At 44.2% G+C, this 18,404-nt stretch carries 15 protein-coding genes; 13 read left to right on the top strand and 2 right to left on the bottom strand.

Annotated features, from left to right (window positions below):
- Window positions 1–32 precede the first annotated feature (32 nt).
- Both MHH92_RS17840 and MHH92_RS17835 read left to right on the top strand, forming a co-directional pair.
- A complete protein-coding gene (locus MHH92_RS17840; RefSeq protein WP_340905330.1) occupies window positions 33–1,496 on the top strand; it encodes a glycoside hydrolase family 1 protein in 1,464 nt (487 codons plus the stop codon).
- 168 nt (window positions 1,497–1,664) lie between these two features.
- Window positions 1,665–2,231, top strand: coding sequence for a 5' nucleotidase, NT5C type (locus tag MHH92_RS17835; protein ID WP_036613472.1), 567 nt, complete (start codon window positions 1,665–1,667; stop codon window positions 2,229–2,231).
- A 24-nt stretch (window positions 2,232–2,255) separates the two neighbouring features.
- Here the strand turns inward: MHH92_RS17835 and MHH92_RS17830 are convergent, their stop codons facing one another.
- Window positions 2,256–3,125, bottom strand: a complete 870-nt coding sequence (locus MHH92_RS17830; protein WP_340905326.1) for an AraC family transcriptional regulator — start codon at window positions 3,123–3,125, stop codon at window positions 2,256–2,258.
- A gap of 134 nt (window positions 3,126–3,259) precedes the next feature.
- Between MHH92_RS17830 and MHH92_RS17825 the strand changes: the two genes are divergently transcribed.
- The 11 genes from MHH92_RS17825 (at window position 3,260) to MHH92_RS17775 (ending at window position 17,118) form a co-directional block, all read left to right on the top strand.
- Window positions 3,260–5,980 carry a family 78 glycoside hydrolase catalytic domain gene (locus MHH92_RS17825; RefSeq protein WP_340905323.1) on the top strand — a complete coding sequence of 907 codons (2,721 nt, stop codon included), beginning with the start codon at window positions 3,260–3,262 and terminating at the stop codon, window positions 5,978–5,980.
- A 115-nt stretch (window positions 5,981–6,095) separates the two neighbouring features.
- On the top strand, window positions 6,096–6,569 hold the full coding sequence (locus tag MHH92_RS17820) for a putative immunity protein (protein ID WP_340905322.1): 474 nt from the start codon (window positions 6,096–6,098) through the stop codon (window positions 6,567–6,569).
- The gene (locus MHH92_RS17815; protein ID WP_340905320.1) at window positions 6,544–7,083 is read left to right on the top strand and encodes a GNAT family N-acetyltransferase; all 540 of its coding nucleotides are present in this window, start codon (window positions 6,544–6,546) and stop codon (window positions 7,081–7,083) included. Before MHH92_RS17820 ends, MHH92_RS17815 begins: the two co-directional genes overlap by 26 nt.
- 140 nt (window positions 7,084–7,223) lie before the next feature.
- A complete protein-coding gene (locus MHH92_RS17810) occupies window positions 7,224–8,312 on the top strand; it encodes an acyltransferase (protein ID WP_340905319.1) in 1,089 nt (362 codons plus the stop codon).
- A gap of 165 nt (window positions 8,313–8,477) precedes the next feature.
- Window positions 8,478–9,038, top strand: a complete 561-nt coding sequence (locus MHH92_RS17805) for an AAA family ATPase (RefSeq protein WP_340905318.1) — start codon at window positions 8,478–8,480, stop codon at window positions 9,036–9,038.
- Window positions 9,039–9,095: 57 nt separating this feature from the next.
- Window positions 9,096–9,401: a hypothetical protein gene (locus MHH92_RS17800; RefSeq protein WP_340017728.1), complete on the top strand. Its 306-nt coding sequence runs from the start codon at window positions 9,096–9,098 to the stop codon at window positions 9,399–9,401.
- Window positions 9,402–9,625: 224 nt separating this feature from the next.
- Window positions 9,626–10,465, top strand: coding sequence for a BglG family transcription antiterminator LicT (licT, locus tag MHH92_RS17795; protein WP_036613486.1), 840 nt, complete (start codon window positions 9,626–9,628; stop codon window positions 10,463–10,465).
- 167 nt (window positions 10,466–10,632) lie between these two features.
- Window positions 10,633–12,570, top strand: coding sequence for a beta-glucoside-specific PTS transporter subunit IIABC (locus tag MHH92_RS17790; RefSeq protein ID WP_340905316.1), 1,938 nt, complete (start codon window positions 10,633–10,635; stop codon window positions 12,568–12,570).
- Window positions 12,571–13,014: 444 nt separating this feature from the next.
- Window positions 13,015–14,928 carry a beta-glucoside-specific PTS transporter subunit IIABC gene (locus MHH92_RS17785; protein WP_036672802.1) on the top strand — a complete coding sequence of 638 codons (1,914 nt, stop codon included), beginning with the start codon at window positions 13,015–13,017 and terminating at the stop codon, window positions 14,926–14,928.
- A 34-nt stretch (window positions 14,929–14,962) separates the two neighbouring features.
- A complete protein-coding gene (locus MHH92_RS17780; RefSeq protein ID WP_340905313.1) occupies window positions 14,963–16,405 on the top strand; it encodes a 6-phospho-beta-glucosidase in 1,443 nt (480 codons plus the stop codon).
- 314 nt (window positions 16,406–16,719) lie between these two features.
- Window positions 16,720–17,118: a RidA family protein gene (locus MHH92_RS17775; protein WP_036672797.1), complete on the top strand. Its 399-nt coding sequence runs from the start codon at window positions 16,720–16,722 to the stop codon at window positions 17,116–17,118.
- Between the two features lie 122 nt (window positions 17,119–17,240).
- On the opposite strand, the gene MHH92_RS17770 is transcribed toward MHH92_RS17775, so the two are convergent.
- Entirely contained in the window at window positions 17,241–18,398 is a 1,158-nt protein-coding gene (locus MHH92_RS17770; protein WP_340905311.1) for a S8 family peptidase, read from the bottom strand.
- Between the last annotated feature and the right edge of the window lie 6 nt (window positions 18,399–18,404).

The raw sequence follows: 18,404 nt of genomic DNA, 5'->3' as shown, positions 1-18,404 counted from the left end.
TAACAATATCAACAAAAGAAGGAGAGATTCGAATGATTAATCGACAAGGGTTTCCGGAAGGTTTTCTATGGGGCGGCGCTATTGCCGCTAACCAGGCTGAAGGTGGATTCGACGCTGGTGGTAAAGGATGGTCGACAGCCGACATGGTTCCTTATTTTGAGAAAAAGGACTACACCAACCTTAGAGAACTGATGCATGTTACCAGTGCAACGGTTGAGAAAGCAATGGCACATCACAGTGCAGAAGGTTATCCGAAGCGTTACGGGATTGATTTTTATCACCGGTTCAAAGAGGATATTGCATTGTTCGCCGAGCTGGGCTTCAAGACATTCCGTCTGTCCATCAACTGGCCGCGTATTTTCCCAAATGGTTATGATGCCGAGCCAAATGAAGAGGGATTGCGCTTCTATGACGAAGTGTTCGATGAACTCCGGAAATACGATATCGAACCACTGGTAACACTCTCGCATTATGAGATGCCTATGGCACTTGTCCTGAAATATAACGGCTGGGCTGGCCGCGAAGTGATTGGACACTTTGTGAGATATGCGGAAACCGTGATGAATCGATACAAGGACAAGGTAAAATACTGGTTGACGTTTAATGAGATTAATACAACCATTATTGAACCGTTCACAGGTGGCGGTATTATTGAAGACCGGGTTGAGAACACGATGCAGGCTTCTTATCAGGCACTTCATCATCAATTTGTAGCCAGCAGCCTGGTGACAGAAAAGGCACGTCAGATTAACCCGAACATCCAGATCGGATGTATGCTTGCGCGTATGATTCACTACCCGGCGACGTCGAAGCCAGAGGATGTGCTACAAGCACAGATCGATAACCAGCTGAACCTGTTGCATACGGATGTACAAGTTCGTGGTAGTTATCCAACGTTTATGGCTCGGTATTGGGCAGAGAACGGGATTACCATTGCCATGGAACCTGGGGACGAGCAGATCCTGCGTGAGCACACGGTTGATTTCATCTCGTTCAGTTATTACACATCCTTGGTGTCCGCAGTGAACCCAGAGGAATATGGAGTAACTGGAGGCAACCTGTACAGTACAATTAAGAACCCGAATCTGGAGCGTACAGAGTGGGGCTGGCAGCTTGATCCGATCGGCCTGCGCGTGGCATTGAAAGAGCTGTATGACCGTTATCAATTGCCACTGTTTGTGGTGGAGAATGGCCTTGGTGCCAAAGATACCGTTGAAGCAGACGGTTCCATCAACGATGATTACCGGATTGATTATCTGAGAAAACATATCACACAAATGAAAGAAGCCGTTATGGATGGTGTGGACCTGATGGGATATACCAACTGGGGAGCGATTGATATCATCAGTGCATCCACTTCGGAAATGTCCAAGCGTTATGGCGTGATCTACGTGGATCAGGATGACAAGGGACAAGGCACATTAAATCGGTATAAGAAAAAGAGCTTTGGCTGGTACCAAAAAGTCATTGCCTCGAATGGCGAGAACTTGGAATAGATTAATCTATAAAGGCACCCCGGGCGTAGCTGGTATTACGGCGCCGGGGCGCCTTTTTAATATAATCAGGTAGAATTCTCATCAACGCTATTGGCATTTCAAGGTAAAAAAGATGACTACATAACATTCTGGATGGTATACTGTGATCGTATTGGGGGAGGGATAACCATGAAGAAGCCTATTATTGCTGTAGATATGGATGACACGATATGTCATCTGGTCAAGCGGGCTATATATCACAACAACCTCAACTTCCCGACCCATCCGTTGCGCTACGAGGATATGATTCATTGGGATACATCCCATTTGCGTCATCCAGAGAGCACGCATGATGTATTTTATGGTCGGCCGGGTCTGTTCGAGGAATTGGAGTTATACGACGAATATGTTGTAGATGAGATGCGAAAGCTGAACGATGCTTATGATGTGATTGTTGTGACGGCAGCAGAACCAAGAACAGTCGTTGAGAAGTGGAACTGGCTTCAGCAGCATATGCCTTTTATAACCGCAGAACAGTTTATTACATGCAAAAGAAAAAACTTGCTCGGTTTCGATCTGCTCATTGATGATGGAGCACATAACCTGATCCCCGCGCATGAGGACGGCAAAAAGGTCATCTGTATCCCACATCCGTGGAATATACAGGAGCGTGAGCGATACAACTTTCCGTTGATGTCTTCATGGAAAGAGGCCAAGGCATACATAGATGAAGTGTTACAAGTTGTTGGTGTCTGAAAGTAAATCTTATTGTCCAGAGTGCTATGCTCTGGATTTTTTGCGATAGGCGAGAGGTGTTTCGCCTGTTATTTTTCTGAATGCAGCATAGAATGAATCCATATCCCGATATCCGACCAGCTCGGCAATCAGACTGACTTTGTGCTGTGAACCCTTTAGAAGTTCGCAGCTTTTTTGTATACGCAGGTGTTGCAGATAGCTGCTAAAGGTCTGACCGGTATGTCGCAGAAACATTCGTCCAATTTGCTTCTCGCTCCAGCCTGATACACGGACCAGATCAGACATCCGAATACGAGTGCTTACGTGTTGTTTGAGATAATGAAGAATGTAATCAAAACCGGTGGAATGATTCTCTTCATCATGTTCCTTTTGATAAAGTTGTCTGTAGGTCATCAATACCAACTGGCTTACCAAGGTGTATAACATGGTAGACGAACCGATTCCCGGAACGGAGGATTCACGGTACAGCTTCACCATTAGTTCTTCAATCCGGTCGTTGTGATCCACAACGGATATATAAGGAACCTGATTTTGTTCCAGATCCATCAGATGTTGAATGATTTCTTTTTCCTGAATGATTGCTGTCAGCGTGTGGATCAATTCAGCATTAAATAAGCAATTATATATAATTAACGGATGCTCGGTTACGTTGGTGCTGACAGGACGAAAGACATGAGGAACGCCGACAGGAATGACAAACAGCATCCCCTTTGTCACCGGAATGACATCTTCACCGATATGATGAAAGCCCTTTCCTTCGGCAACGTAGCTATATTCAATAAAATCATGTGCGTGAAAAGGAAGCACAAAATCTTCAGAGCAACGATTGACAAAAAGTTGCAAATGATTATGCAGAAAGTATTCACTTTTCATGAGTTGTACAGATGAATTCACAAGCAACCTCCTCGCACAGATGGCTGAATCACCGGATGAAATAGTCCTGATTACCGGGTATTTAGGGCAACAGGATCGATATAATTATATCGTAACCCCGAATGGGAAGCCAAGATGGAAAGGACGATCTGCTAATGTTCAACGTTAGTCACCTTCGCTGTGAGTATAGAATTAATCCGATAGGCCTTGATGTCAAATCACCGCGTTTAAGCTGGCAGCTGCAATCCGATCGTCGGAGCTGCATGCAATCCGCTTACCAGATTCAGCTGTCATTGACGGAAGATTTTGATGGAATTGCATGGGATTCTGGCGAGATAAGTACGGATCAATCCATACATGTGGAATTAAACCATTTTCAGCCTTCTCCACAGACGCGATACTATTACCGGATTCAGGCATGGGATGATGCAGGAAATGATTCGGGCTGGTCCGAATCGGCTTATTTCGAGATGGGGCTTATGGATAGTCATAACAAGTGGCAAGCAGAATGGATCACAGCTCAACCATCAGATGATGGAGATACGTCATGCCCGCGTATGCGCAAGCAGTTTAATGTGAAACAACCTGTTACTTCTGCCCGCATATATGTTACAGCACTTGGATTATACGAGTTGCATATGAACAACACAAGAGTAGGAGAAGATTATTTTACACCTGGTTGGACCTCTTATCGTAAGCGATTACAATATCAAACCTATGATGTAACTCATCTACTTCAGGATGGGCAGAACATATTAGGCGCTTATCTGGGTGATGGCTGGTACCGAGGGTATCTTGGCTGGAACAAAGAACGGGAGATATTTGGTTCAACTTCCGCATTGCTGCTGGAATTGCATATGAAATACGCAGATGGATCGGAGGAATGTATTCTCTCCAATGGGGAGTGGACGGCTGCTCCAAGTGCCATTCGTATGTCGGACATCTATATGGGGGAGATGTATGATGCACGAATGGAGTCCGATTGGTCGGATTCATCTCAGACGAATTGGTCACCCGTGAACGTACTGGAGCATCCCAAAGATATCATCGTTGCGCAGGAGAATGTACCCGTCACCCAAGTAGAACAGCTACAGCCAATCGCTTTGTTAACAACCCCACAGGGAGATCGTGTAATAGATATGGGGCAGAATATGGTGGGATGGGTGAGATTCAGCATTCAAGGTGAGACGGGTCAGACGGTTGAGCTGCACCATGCTGAGATATTGGATCATGAAGGCAACTTTTACACCGATAATCTTCGCGCCGCCAAGCAGTGTATTCGCTACACGTGCAAGGGGGATGGCGTGGAATCATTTGAACCACATTTTACGTTCCAAGGGTTCCGCTATGTGAAGCTGGTTGGCTTTCCGGAACACATTCGTCTGGATGAATTCACCGGAATAGTGCTGCACTCAAATATGGAGCCAACAGGTCAGTTCTCATGCTCCAGTCCGCTGGTAAACCAACTGCATCACAATATATTGTGGGGGCAAAAGGGGAATTTCCTGGATGTGCCGACAGACTGTCCACAGAGGGATGAACGGCTCGGATGGACCGGGGATGCACAGATGTTTGTCCGCACGTCCTCCTACCTGATGAATACGGCTCCCTTCTTTACGAAATGGCTGCGGGATCTGGAAGCGGATCAGGGAGAAGATGGCGGTATTCCATTCTTCGTTCCGGATCTGAGAAGTTCCACCTCAGAAGGGTGGGGAGACACCAGTCATTCTTCCGCCGCTTGGGGTGATGCAGCAGTTATCTGTCCTTGGACCATCTATGAGATGTATGGGGATGCCAGATTATTGGCCGAACAATATGAGAGTATGAAGCAGTGGATCGAGTATATTCATGTGCAGGGTGACAATCCGTATCTGTGGAACACGGGATTCCACTTTGGCGATTGGCTGGGACTGGACTCCAAGCCTGATAGTTATGTTGGCGCAACGGACACGGATTATGTGGCAACAGCATTCTATGCCTATTCGGTCTCGTTAACTCAAAAAGCAGCTGAGGTACTTGGAAAGACAGACGATGCTGAATATTTCAAGGAGTTGCATACAAACATTGTTCATGCGTTTAGAAATGAATTCGTGACTCCAGCCGGCAAAATTGCTATTCCTACGCAAACAGCACATGTTCTTGCGCTTCAATTTGACCTGCTGGACGCCACTGCCCGAACTCGTGCTGTCGATCAATTGGCAAAACTCGTGAAAGAGGCGGGCAATCATCTTACTACAGGCTTTGTGGGTACACCTTATCTGAATCCGGTATTGAGTGATGCGGGTCTTCATGACCTGGCATATACATTACTTTTTCAAGAGGATTATCCGTCCTGGTTATATCAGGTGACTCAAGGCGCAACGACTGTCTGGGAACATTGGGATGGGATCAAAGAGGATGGCAGTCTCTGGAGTGCTGATATGAACTCATTTAACCACTATGCGTACGGTGCGATTGGAGAATGGTTGTATCGTTATGTTGCTGGCATTCGGTCCGATGAACATCAGCCAGGATTCCGAATGGTGCATATCGAGCCGCAACCCGGACCTGGACTGGATTGGGTGGAAGCGAGTCTGGAGACGATGTATGGTCAAGTTGCTTCAAGCTGGCACCGGTTGGCGGATGGTGAAATGGAGATACGGGTACATATTCCCGCCAACACGAGAGGTACGGTACGTCTTCCTGGAACAGGTGCACAGATCGTTCTGGAACAAGGGAAACCGTTGGATCAGATAAGTGGAGTTCAGGATATTCAAAACATTGGAGACGATGTTGAAGTCACACTTGGATCTGGAAGCTACCAATTTACGTACAAAGACACGGATGCGAAAAAGGATCGGGATGTTCAGGAGGCTACATTGACAGAGCCCGTATAATGATAGAATAAGCGGTAAGAGGTACACCTGAAGAGGATCTGCACACACGCAGGTCCTTTTTGGAACTTGTCTGAGAGTGAATTTGTAGTATTTGAACAATGAAAGGAGCATGATCATGGCAAAACCTGCATTTAAAGATGCGCCTTTGCGCCGCGAAATAGAGGATTTGGCTAAGCAACAGGATCACCATACATTGGCCTGTTGGGCTGCGGAGTGTGCGGCACGTGTCTTGTATATATCTGAGAAGAAGACGGAGGATCTACGCGCCCGTGATGCCATTAATGCAGGAAGAGGTTGGATCCGTGGAGAGATTGCCATGGTTGATGCTCGAAAGGCGGCTTTTGCAGCTCATGCTGCTGCACGGGAAGCCGATCATGTCGCTGCCTCTGCTGCATCTCGTGCGGCGGGACACGCAGCTGCAACGGCCCATGTGAAAGACCATGCGGTGCATGCCGCAACGTATGCAGTGAAAGCTGTCTTTTATGACTGTTTGATGGAAGAGCAAGAACGTCGTGTCCTGGAAGAGAGAACGTGGCAGTATCAATATCTGTTGGGAGGATGTAATGACCATGGGGAAAGAACAAGTTAGATTAATTAAACCATCACGAGCATATAAGGAAGCATATTTGGCATTTTATGAAGACTGGGTCAGAAGTGGAGAATTGATGGTACCTTGGGTCATTTCCAAAGATCCTTATGCCTTCGATGAGATGTTGGAATTTTTGCAGGGCAATGAACAAGGGATCGACATCCCGGAACACTGGGTCAAAGACAGTACATACTGGCTGGTCACGGAGAGTCAACAAATCGTGGGTGCTGTGAATATAAGGCATGAGCTTAACGATAAATTGTTCAATAGTGGAGGACATATTGGTTATGGTATTCGTCCGGGCGAGCGGCACAATGGCTATGGTTCCGAAATTCTCAGGCTTTCTCTGGAGAAAACGAGAGAGCTTGGAATTTCCAAAGTATTGGTCGTATGTGATGCGGTTAATGAGCCTTCCAGAAGGGTTATCCTTCGAAATGGTGGCATTCGGGATGAAGACTATGTGGAGTCCAATGGCAACGTTGTTGAACGATTCTGGATAGAGAATGTCGAATAATGCAGAATAATGATGAAATAAAACGAAAATAATATGGATTATGATTGTATTACCCTCGTGTGCTGATTAAAATGAAGCATAGAATCTGGATTGCGGCCGGAAACTATCATCCCATATCAGGCACAAGTGAGGTTATCTTTATGAATCAACCGGTTAATCGGCCCCGGCGAATTGAGTATCTGGATCTCTATCGTGCTTTTGCCATCATGGCAGTGGTAGCTATTCATGCAACTTCAACAGCAGTTGCGCATTACCCCAAGCATACATTAGATCATGATGTGTATTATTTCTGGAACACGTTTTTGCAATTTGCCGTTCCAGCGTTTCTGTTCCTGTCCTCCCTGGTCTTGTTCTACAACTACAGCTCCAAGGTGAATGAGAAGGGTTGGATGCTCGCTTTTTATAAGAAGCGTTTATTTAATGTATTTGTACCCTATGTGGTGTGGTCCCTTATCTATTTTGCCATTAAACAGTTGCTTGCGGGCAAAGAACCTTTGACCCATGGTGTTCAATTTGCCAAACAATTAGTGATGGGAACCGCTCATACACACTTGTACTTTTTTCTGATTATTCTTCAATTCTATATCGTTTTTCCATGGCTTCTGTCCCTTACACGCCACCGTTTGTTTAATCGGTATTTGCCATTATTCTTTATTGCGGGCCAAGCGATCTTCTATGCACTACATTTGCAGTTTCACTTCGAACGGACAGGAAGTTTGTTACCCAGTTATCTGATCGTGATTGGATTTGGCGCATGGGTTGGGTTGAACTTTGAGTGGGCATTGAACAAACTGTATACTCACCGTTATGTGCTCATAGCTGCGTTGTTAGGTGGAGGTGCCATTTTTATATATGGTAATGCTTTTATCAAAACCGCTTTTGCTGCATACCCGGTTATTACTTATACCGTGCTGTTCCTGTTCCGTAATCTGTTTACCTTGTCAGCCTGCCTGCTCCTACTGATCTTTAGTGAACGAATCGGCACAGGAAAACATACCGAGTTTCGGAAAGCTACGCGTGTTCTGGACTCCTTGGGTACAGTTGCGTTCGGTGTGTTTTTAATGCATCCACTCGTACTGCTCTTCTGGAGACGTGAATTCACAGATGAACTGGCTCGGCACTTCAGCGTGGGCATCATACTATCTTATATTGTGGCGCTCCTGATCTCATGGATCTGTGCGATGGGTTTGCGCCGGATGAAGTGGGGATGGGTACTGATTGGACGTTAAGTTAAAATAAACATATTTCATTTAAGATAAGAGTTTTCAAGCCCTCACCCGTTGAGGGAATCACTTGAAACCTCTTTTTTATTTGCCCTAAAGAAGGTATTATAGAGTTTAATGTCCATAAAATTGAATTAATGGAATGAACACCACCTTGTCAGGAGTGATCAAATGAAATTGGTGATTATTTTTGGTCCGCAGGCTGTGGGCAAAATGACGGTTGGGCAAGAACTGGAGAAGATAACAAAGCTTAAATTGTTTCATAACCATATGACCATTGAATTGGTGTCTCCTTATTTCAGCTATGGTACACCACAAGGCAAAAGACTGGTGAGTCTGTTCCGGCAGGAGATTTTTGAAGAAGTGGCAAAGAGTGATTTGCCGGGTCTGATTTTTACATTTGTGTGGGCTTTGGACGCGGAGTCAGATGGTGAATACATCCGTAAGATCAGTGAGTTGTTTACATCTAATGGAGGACAGGTCTGTTATGTGGAACTGGAGGCTGATGCATCAGAAAGACTAGAGCGCAATAAAAGTCCGCATCGTCTGTTACATAAACCAACCAAGCGTGACATTGCGTGGTCTGAGCGAGATTTGCTAGATACGATGAAGCATTATCGATTGAATTCGGAACCGGGAGAAATCACACATGAACACTACATACGGATTGAGAACACACACAAGAGCCCGGATGAAGTGGCAAAGTTAATTCAGAAACGATTTAATTTGTAATCTGAGAAACGTCTAACTTAGCAAAGTAGATACTTTATATGAGAGGGGCACTACATCATGTACTTTGTTATATTTTTGCTCATAGGACTTGTTCTATGTTATCTGATCCCATTCGGTCCGATTTTGGCTGGGGGCATTGTTTTCGCACTTGTGATAGATCATTACCGTCAGACGATGCATATGCGTGAAGATGTCCGGGATATCAAAAATCATCTGGGGTTAATGAACAAAGGTGAGGCGAAAGAGTACGAGATGGATAAGCAATTTAAAGATGTCGATCGTTTGAGTTCAGAAGAAATGAACATGATTAATCGAAGAATCGAAGCAGAGCTGGAGAAAGAAAGCAAAAACAATAAACCGTGAATTTCTGTAAAATAATTCTTGATTTGCTCACTCCTGTGAGTATATTTACCTAGATCAGGAGTCATGCTAATTCGATATTAACTTTTTGTTGCACTGTGTAGAAATATGTAATATTATGAGGGAAGCGCGTACAACATATCGGGTTGTAACTGTTGAATCAGGCAAAGCCGTATACCTTGAGAAAAGGGATTGGTTTGTCTTTTTCTGTATATTGGAGTGATAAAGTGAAAATCGAGAAGGTGCTGAACAATAATGCTGTAGTTGCAATGAATGACGAACAGGAAGTTATTATCATTGGCCGTGGGATTGCTTATCAGAAGCGGGCGGGTGATATGGTTTCCGAGCAGCATATCGACAAGATATTTACTTTACAGAATGAAGATATTCAGGAAAACTTCAAGGCATTAATCTCAAGCATTCCTCTGGAATACATGAAAGTATCCGAGGAAATCATCGCTTACGCCAAATTAAAACTTGGCAAGAAATTAAATGAGAGCATTTACTTACATCTCACAGACCATATTCACTTTGCCATTGAGCGGTATCGCAAGAATCTGCCCATACGCAACGGTTTAATCTGGGAGACAAAGCAGTTATACAAAGAGGAATATGAAGTCGGAATGGAAGCGCTCAATATGATCTGTGATCAGTTTGGTGTGATCTTGCCCGAGGACGAAGCCGGTTTTATGGCGCTTCACTTTGTCAATGCAGCTTTGAACGAGGAAATGCCCAACATCAAGAGTATGACGCAGGTCATGCAGGAAATCTTGACAATCATCAAGTATCATTTCAAGATTGATTTTGATGAGAACTCACTGACATTTTATCGCTTTGTGACGCATTTGAAGTTTTTCGCCCAACGTTTGGTGAAGGGAAAACATTACAAGAGCAACAACGATGATGAACTGTTCCTGATGATTCAGAAAAAGTATCCAGCAGCGCACAAGTGCTCGGAGAAAATCAAGAAATTCATTGAAAGCAACTACACGTATCAACTAACTGACGAAGAATTAATGTACTTAACGATTCATATTGAGAGAGTTGTGAATGCAACTTCTGAATAATCCCATAGATCAGCTTGCAGGGTTGCAACCACTAGGGCAAAACCTGAACGCTTGAATGACAGAACATACCGTTAACCGGATGTTCCATACATTCAGATGTTCAGGTTTTTTTATTCTCTCCAATATGCTCCGAATCCGTGTCTAGCCAGAAAGGAAGAAAAGACTTCATGAAACACGAGCAATTAGCCAAGGACATTCTGTCTGGCGTTGGTGGAAAACAGAACATTAACAGCGTGGTGCACTGCGCGACCAGACTTCGTTTCAAATTAAAAAATGACAATAATGCCAAAACAGACGAACTCAAAAATCTGCCTGGAGTCATAACAGTAATGCAAAGTGGGGGGCAATACCAGGTCGTTGTGGGTAACGAAGTGTCTGATGTCTATAAAGCCTTGTTACAGGTGGGTAATATGAATGCGGATGAACCAGTCTCAAATGATGATTCAGAATCTTCCGGTAAAAAAGAGAGTCTTCTGGGTCAGTTTATCGACTTGATCTCAGGTGTATTTACACCAATTCTCGGATTACTAGCTGCAACAGGGATGATCAAAGGTTTCCTGTCCATGTTTGCTTCTCTCGAATGGCTGGACCCGGCTTCAGGAACATATCAATTGTTGAATGCTGCAGGAGACTGTCTGTTCTACTTCTTCCCAATCTTCCTGGGTTACACAGCTATGAAAAAATTCGGTGGATCTCCATTCCTCGGGATGGCCATCGGAGCATCACTAGTATATCCGACCTTATCCGGCCTTAGTGGTGGGGAACCGCTCTATACGCTGTTTGCAGGCACATTGTTTGAATCACCGATTCATATCACGTTCCTGGGTATTCCCGTTATCTTGATGAGTTATTCCTCATCCGTCATTCCGATTATTATTGCTGCTTATTTTGGAGCAAAGGTAGAAGCGTTCTTCAAAAAGATCATTCCATCTGTTGTGAGAACGTTCCTCACGCCATTCTTTACAATTCTGATTGTTGTCCCTGTAACATTCCTCTTGATTGGTCCAATTGCGACATGGGCAAGTCAGCTGATTGGTGCCGGGGTATCGGGCATCTATGACTTGAGTCCGTTGGTAACCGGTATTGTTGTTGGTGGATTGTGGCAAGTATTGGTGATCTTCGGGTTACACTGGGGTATCGTACCAATTATGTTGCTCAATCTGTCCACACTGAAAGCAGATCCGATTCTGGCCATGATGTTTGCTGCTTCCTTTGCTCAGATTGGTGCCGTTCTTGGCGTTATGCTTAAAACGAAAAATACCAAACTCAAATCACTAGGTGTTCCTGCCTTTGTGTCCGGGATTTTTGGTGTAACTGAGCCTGCTATTTATGGCCTTACTTTGCCATTGAAGAAACCATTTATTATGAGTTGTATTGCTTCTGCAACCGCTGGTGGTATTATTGGATTTGCAGGTTCCAAAATGTTTGTATTTGCTTCAGGAATCTTTGGTGTTCCAGCGCTAATTAGTCCCACAGAAGGGATCAACTATGAATTCTGGATGGCCATGATTGCCACTATCATTGCTTTTGTACTAGGTTTTGTTCTCGTTTATTTTGTAGGATTCAAAGATCCTGCTAATCCAGAGGCTGCCAAACAGGCTCCAGAGCCAGTAAAAGAAGAGAAGGCTGCACTTGAGCCTAATCCAAACAATCGCTACGAAATTGCCAGCCCGATGACGGGTGAGGTGGTTCCTTTGCAAGAAATTAATGATGCTACATTTGCTGGTGAACATATGGGTAAAGGGATTGCTATTCGCCCAACCAGTGGGAGAGTTGTATCCCCGATTAATGGTGTGGTACAGACGATTTACCGTACCAAACATGCAATTGGACTTGTAGATGATCAAGGTGTAGAGATTCTGATCCATATCGGTCAGGATACAGTACAGCTCAAAGGTCAACATTTCACTGCACATGTGAAAGATGGGGATCGTGTGAGTGTTGGCGATCTGATCGTTGAATTTGATCTGCAGGCCATTATTGAGGCGGGTTATGAGACCGTAACACCGATTATTGTAACGAATACGGCTGATTATTTGGACGTGGTTGCAACAACAAATCGTGAAGTGCAAGAAAAGGATAAATTGGTTACGGTTATTGGTTAATTCTGCTTTAGTGCGTATTTTATTAATCTGAACATTAGCTTTATAGAGGCCACTTTGATGTTTTGAAGTGGTCTCTTTTTTTCATTTTCAGCCACTAAAATGTATTTGTGAAATTAATAAAAATAAGTGTTGCAAACGTAGTTCAGATGTACTATGATGAGTTCAAGAAGTAAGCGCATACATTAATCGGGTTGTAACTGTTCAATCAGGCAATGCCGACCATCCTCAGTTCAGAGGGTATGGAATGTAACTTACTTTCGTTATCTAAATAACTAAATACCAATGTGTACAGCCTTACAGGGTTGCAACCGTTAAGGGCAAAACCTGAATTGCTGAATAACACGACTGATTTCCGGACGATCCGGTATGTTGTGTATGTTCAGTGGTTCAGGTTTTATTTGTTTCAAAAGTCATGGGGAGTCTACTTAGAGAGGGAGAATTACAATGAGCAACTACGATCAATTGGCTAAGGACATTCTGGCACGTGTAGGTGGTCGCGAGAACGTAAATAGTGTATTCCATTGCGTAACAAGACTGCGGTTTAAACTGAAAAATGAAAGCGTAGCCAAAACAGAAGAACTTAAAAATCTGCCAGGTGTTATTACCGTCATGCAAAGTGGTGGACAATATCAAGTTGTTATCGGCAACGAAGTGCCGGATGTATATAAAGCAGTCGTTAAAGTAGGGAATTTCCCAAGTGAAGGACAAGTGGAAGAGGAAACGGACAACTCAGGCAAAAAAGTAGGGTTGTTCAGCCGATTTATCGACATGATCTCCGGTGTGTTCACACCACTACTCGGTTTGCTGGCTGCCACAGGTATGATCAAAGGTTTTAACGAGATGTTTGTAGCCTTTGGCTGGATAACTCAGGATTCCGGAACGTATCAATTATTGAAAGCAACGGGGGACTGTCTGTTCTACTTCTTCCCGATCTTCCTAGGTTACACTGCAATCAAGAAGTTTGGCGGTTCACCGTTTCTGGGTATGGCGATAGGTGCATCTCTTGTTTATCCGACATTGGGCGGTCTTAAGGCAGGAGATCCACTGTACACCTTGTTTACAGGTACATTGTTTGAATCACCTATCCACATTACGTTCCTGGGTATGCCGGTTATCTTGATGGACTACGCTTCATCGGTTATCCCAATCATTATAGCGACATTTGTAGCTGTAAAATTAGAAAGATTCTTCAAGAACGTTATTCCGAAAGTGGTAAGCACATTCCTTGTTCCCTTTTTCACCTTGCTTGTAATTGTTCCAGCGACTTTTTTGGTCATTGGTCCAATCTCCACATGGGCAGGACAATTGATTGGCGCGGGAGCTACTAATATTTATGAATTAAGTCCTATTGTTACAGGATTGATTATCGGTGGACTATGGCAAGTGTTTGTATTATTCGGACTTCACTGGGGACTGGTTCCGGTTGCATTATTAAATCTTAGTACGTCAGGCGCTGATCCGGTTATCGCAATGTCATTTGCTGCTTCTTTTGCTCAAATCGGTGCTGTACTTGCCGTATTACTCAAAACAAAAAATACGAAAATAAAAACACTCAGTGTACCAGCATTTATCTCCGGTATATTTGGAGTAACAGAGCCTGCGATCTATGGTGTTACGCTTCCATTGAAAAAACCGTTTATTATGAGTTGTATTGCTGGGGGGATCGGAGGCGGTATTCTCGGTTATGCAGGTTCGAAGATATACATGATTGGCGGACTTGGCGTATTCGGTTATCCAACTTTTATTAATAAAGAAACAGGATTAGACTTCGCGTTCTACATGGCTATAGTTGCTTCATTGATTGCATTCGTTCTTGGTTTCGTATTGACGTATGTGGTTGGATTCAAAGATCCGGTAGAAAAAGTAGCTGCACCTGCACCTGTACTTGATCCAAATCCGAACAGCAGATACGAAATCGTCAGCCCAATGGCTGGTGAAGTTGTTGCACTGAACGAAATTAATGACGTAACGTTTGCAGGAGAGCACATGGGTAAAGGGATTGCAATTCGTCCAACCAGTGGTAGAGTGGTATCTCCAATCACAGGTGTTGTTCAAACCGTATATCGTACCAAACACGCCATTGGTCTTGTAAGCGATGATGGTGTAGAGATGCTGATCCATATTGGACAGGATACGGTCAAGCTGAAAGGTCAACATTTTACAACCCATGTGAAAGATGGAGACCGTGTTAACGCAGGTGACCTGATTGTTGAGTTTGATCTGCAAGCGATTAAGGATGCAGGATATGAGACGGTTACACCGATCATTGTCACTAATACTTCAAATTATCTGGACGTTGTAGGAACAAAAGATGCATCCGTTCATGAGAAAGATAAATTGATCACGGTATTAAGCTAATTCTAACTAAGGATGGTTAAGGAGGAACTCCTCGATGAATGAAAAGTTTACAGCCTTCCCGGAGAATTTTCTCTGGGGAGGAGCAACCGCAGCGAATCAATTGGAAGGTGCTTATCTGGAAGGTGGCAAAGGTTTAACAACGGTAGATCTGATTCCGATTGGTGCCAATCGATGGAATATTGCTCTGGGTAACCTGGATTCGTATGAACCAAAAACAGGGGAATTCTATCCTTCACATGAAGCCATTGACTTCTATCATCGATATAAGGAAGATATTGCGTTATTTGCAGAAATGGGATTTAAGTGCCTCAGGCTTTCCATTGCCTGGGCACGGATTTTCCCTAATGGCGATGAAGCGGAGCCAAACGAAGCAGGCTTGCAATTTTATGATGATGTCTTTGATGAGTTATTAAAATACAACATTGAACCTGTCGTGACGATCTGCCATTTCGATGTACCTGTACATCTGGTCGAAACTTACGGCGGTTGGAAGAATCGTAAGATGATTGGTTTCTTTGAGAAATATGCGACGACGCTATTCAATCGATACAAGAATAAAGTGAAATACTGGATGACGTTTAACGAGATCAACATGTTGCTGCATCTTCCGTATATTGGAGCGGGCATTGTCCTTCAGGATGGTGAAAACAAAGATCAGATTCTGTATCAGGCAGCACATCATGAATTGGTAGCGAGTGCACTTGCTGTTAAGGCTTGTCATGAGATCATTCCGGATGCACAGATTGGATGTATGTTAGCCGCTGGAATGGTGTATCCATACAGCTCTAATCCGGATGATGTATGGAAAGCCATGGAGAAAGATCGCGAGTCATTCTTCTTCATCGACGTGCAGTCGAAGGGAGCATATCCAGGTTATACAAAAAGATTTTTCAGGGAAAATGACATTCGGATTGACATGCAACCGGAAGACGCAGATATCTTGATGCAGAACACGGTCGATTATATCGGTTTTAGCTATTATGCAAGCCGGTGCACCAGTACAGACCCTGAGATTTTGAAAGATTCGACAGAAGGCAATGTATTTGGTTCGGTGAAGAACCCTTATCTGCAAGCTTCCGAGTGGGGGTGGACCATTGATCCTAAGGGGCTTCGAATTACGCTTAATCAACTGCATGACCGCTATGGCAAACCTTTGTTTATCGTAGAAAATGGACTTGGAGCAACCGATGTGTTGTTAGACAATGACTCCGTAGAAGATGACTATCGCATCGAATATTTGAATAGTCATTTTGCCGAGATGGCTGAAGCGATTCAAGACGGTGTAGAGCTCATAGGTTACACAAGCTGGGGACCGATTGACCTGGTCAGTGCGGGTACCGGAGAGATGAAGAAACGTTATGGCTATATCTATGTAGACCGAAATAATGATGGTACGGGTACACTTCGCAGAGTGAAAAAGAAGAGTTTTCACTGGTACCAAGATGTCATTGCGAGTAATGGCGCACAATATTTCTGATACAAGGTGTCCAACGCTATAGAATAAACAAAGAGCAGTCTCGTTATTACGGGATTGCTCTTTGTTTATGAGGTGATGAATTTGACCCATGATGTGGCTTTCAGATATAATAGAAAAATTAAGAGAATCTTGTCACTTAAGAAGGGAGGAGCATCCACTCATGAAGAAAAAATCACTTGCGTTTATATCTTCGGGATATGGATACTCCACTGCTGTCTTTTTCTAGAATCTATTCCAAGGGTGAAGTCTGCCCAAAATCGGAGGAAAACTAGGGAATAACGCAGAAAAATCTTAAGAATGATGAGGTAATCCAGATGAATATTGACAAAATTACTAGAACAAATCCAGAAAATATGCCAGCTCCTGTAGGTCAGTACACGCATATTACAAGAATCCCGAGGAATGCAGAGTTATTTGTGACTTCGGGTCAAATTGGAGCAGATCATAATGGACTCTTTCCAGAGAGTCTGAATGAGCAAGTCACTAATACATTTAATAATATTAAAACAGTGCTCGAATCTGAGCGCTTAGATGCTGCACATATTATCAAAGTGAACGTATGGGCAACCGAGGAAATCGATTGGGATTTCTTATATGCCGAGTGGGGACAATTATTTAGTACGGATTATCCTGCAATGACGATTGGATATATTACGGCGTTAGGTCTCCCAGAGATTAAAATTGAAATAGAGCTTTGGGCAGCAAAAGTGTAACATCGAATACTTTTTAACCAAACGAAGGAGCATCTTACTTACAGATGTCCCTTCGTTTTTTATTTGTGAAAAATGGAAAGGATATGCCCTGTGTGCAATCATGAGCGATAGTAGGTGGTGTATTATGGCACCTGCAAGCTCTGATAAGCATTCAGTCGACCATATGTCCAGTAGATCCCGGAGCCTGATACTGGATCAGAAGCGAAACACAGCGCGTCCCGAATCTGAGCATTTGTTTTCCCTTGTGCAGCGAGAAGTGCAGCCACTCCAGCCACATGAGGGGCAGCCATGGACGTACCGCTAAGGTAGGCATAGGAACCTCCTAGGTATGTGGATAGTATGGTATCACCCGGTGCGGCCATATCCACCCAGGAACCATAGTTGGAGAAATTGGATTTGAGATCGGAGGGATTGGTTGAAGCGACAGCAATCACGTTGGGATACGAGGCGGGTACGATTGGGAAAGAAGTGTTGTCGTTACCGGCTGCGGCAATAATCACAGCTCCTCGATCCCAAGCATACTGTACGGCAGCTTGAAGGAAAGCATTTCCCATCGGCCCACCAAGGCTCAGGTTAACAACCTGTACACCGTTGTTGGCAGCAAAGACAAGCCCATTACCGACATTACCTATCGTTCCTTGCCCCTTGTTATCCAGTACCCGGAGCGGAACGATGGATGCGAGTGGAGCAGCGCCTGCGATGCCCACACCATTGTTGGTAACGGAGGCAGCGATCCCGGCTACATGGGTGCCGTGGCCGTTCCCGTCCTCAGGAATGTTATCATAATCAACATAATCATAACCGGGGAGGAGCTTGGAGGCCAATTCTGGATGATTCAGCTGTACACCGGTATCGATAATGGCGATTTTGACAGAGCTGTTACTCTGAGTAATATCCCATGCAGCGGGTGCATTGATTTTGGACAGGTTATACTGATAAGGAAAGAAAGGGTCATTAGGAGTGAAGGAAGCCTCAACGAGGTAATTCGGCTCTGCATGTTCAATAAGCTCATGATCTTTGTAATGTTTCAGCATTCGGTGCATTTTTTTGCGGGATTCCACACGGTACCATCCTAAATCTTCATAGGTCTCAGCGACCTTACATCTCCCTTTTTTGTGAAGGGTATGCATCTCATCCTCGGTTATACCTTCCTTAAATTTGACGAAGAGCTGCTTGGGAGCGTGAGGATGAAACTTGCTCTCGGCAAGTTGGTCCAGATAACGATACACGAACCCGATTACTAGCAAAATGAAAGCAAAAACACCTAACCATAACCACATGAGCGT

It is taken from the genome of Paenibacillus sp. FSL M7-1414, from assembly GCF_038003195.1.
In the GTDB taxonomy this organism is placed as follows: Bacteria; Bacillota; Bacilli; order Paenibacillales; family Paenibacillaceae; genus Paenibacillus; species Paenibacillus amylolyticus.
Note: the sequence above shows the minus strand (reverse complement) of the source record. Positions and strands in the feature narration are given on the sequence as shown.

What these genes read in the sequence shown, in the direction of transcription:
- MHH92_RS17840 (WP_340905330.1), top strand. Translation starts at nt 33, where the DNA reads ATGATTAATCGACAAGGGTTTCCGGAAGGTTTTCTATGGGGCGGCGCT.
- MHH92_RS17835 (WP_036613472.1), top strand. Translation starts at nt 1,665, where the DNA reads ATGAAGAAGCCTATTATTGCTGTAGATATGGATGACACGATATGTCAT.
- MHH92_RS17825 (WP_340905323.1), top strand. Translation starts at nt 3,260, where the DNA reads ATGTTCAACGTTAGTCACCTTCGCTGTGAGTATAGAATTAATCCGATA.
- MHH92_RS17820 (WP_340905322.1), top strand. Translation starts at nt 6,096, where the DNA reads ATGGCAAAACCTGCATTTAAAGATGCGCCTTTGCGCCGCGAAATAGAG.
- MHH92_RS17815 (WP_340905320.1), top strand. Translation starts at nt 6,544, where the DNA reads ATGACCATGGGGAAAGAACAAGTTAGATTAATTAAACCATCACGAGCA.
- MHH92_RS17810 (WP_340905319.1), top strand. Translation starts at nt 7,224, where the DNA reads ATGAATCAACCGGTTAATCGGCCCCGGCGAATTGAGTATCTGGATCTC.
- MHH92_RS17805 (WP_340905318.1), top strand. Translation starts at nt 8,478, where the DNA reads ATGAAATTGGTGATTATTTTTGGTCCGCAGGCTGTGGGCAAAATGACG.
- MHH92_RS17800 (WP_340017728.1), top strand. Translation starts at nt 9,096, where the DNA reads ATGTACTTTGTTATATTTTTGCTCATAGGACTTGTTCTATGTTATCTG.
- MHH92_RS17790 (WP_340905316.1), top strand. Translation starts at nt 10,633, where the DNA reads ATGAAACACGAGCAATTAGCCAAGGACATTCTGTCTGGCGTTGGTGGA.
- MHH92_RS17785 (WP_036672802.1), top strand. Translation starts at nt 13,015, where the DNA reads ATGAGCAACTACGATCAATTGGCTAAGGACATTCTGGCACGTGTAGGT.
- MHH92_RS17780 (WP_340905313.1), top strand. Translation starts at nt 14,963, where the DNA reads ATGAATGAAAAGTTTACAGCCTTCCCGGAGAATTTTCTCTGGGGAGGA.
- MHH92_RS17775 (WP_036672797.1), top strand. Translation starts at nt 16,720, where the DNA reads ATGAATATTGACAAAATTACTAGAACAAATCCAGAAAATATGCCAGCT.
- MHH92_RS17770 (WP_340905311.1), bottom strand. Translation starts at nt 18,398, where the DNA reads ATGTGGTTATGGTTAGGTGTTTTTGCTTTCATTTTGCTAGTAATCGGG.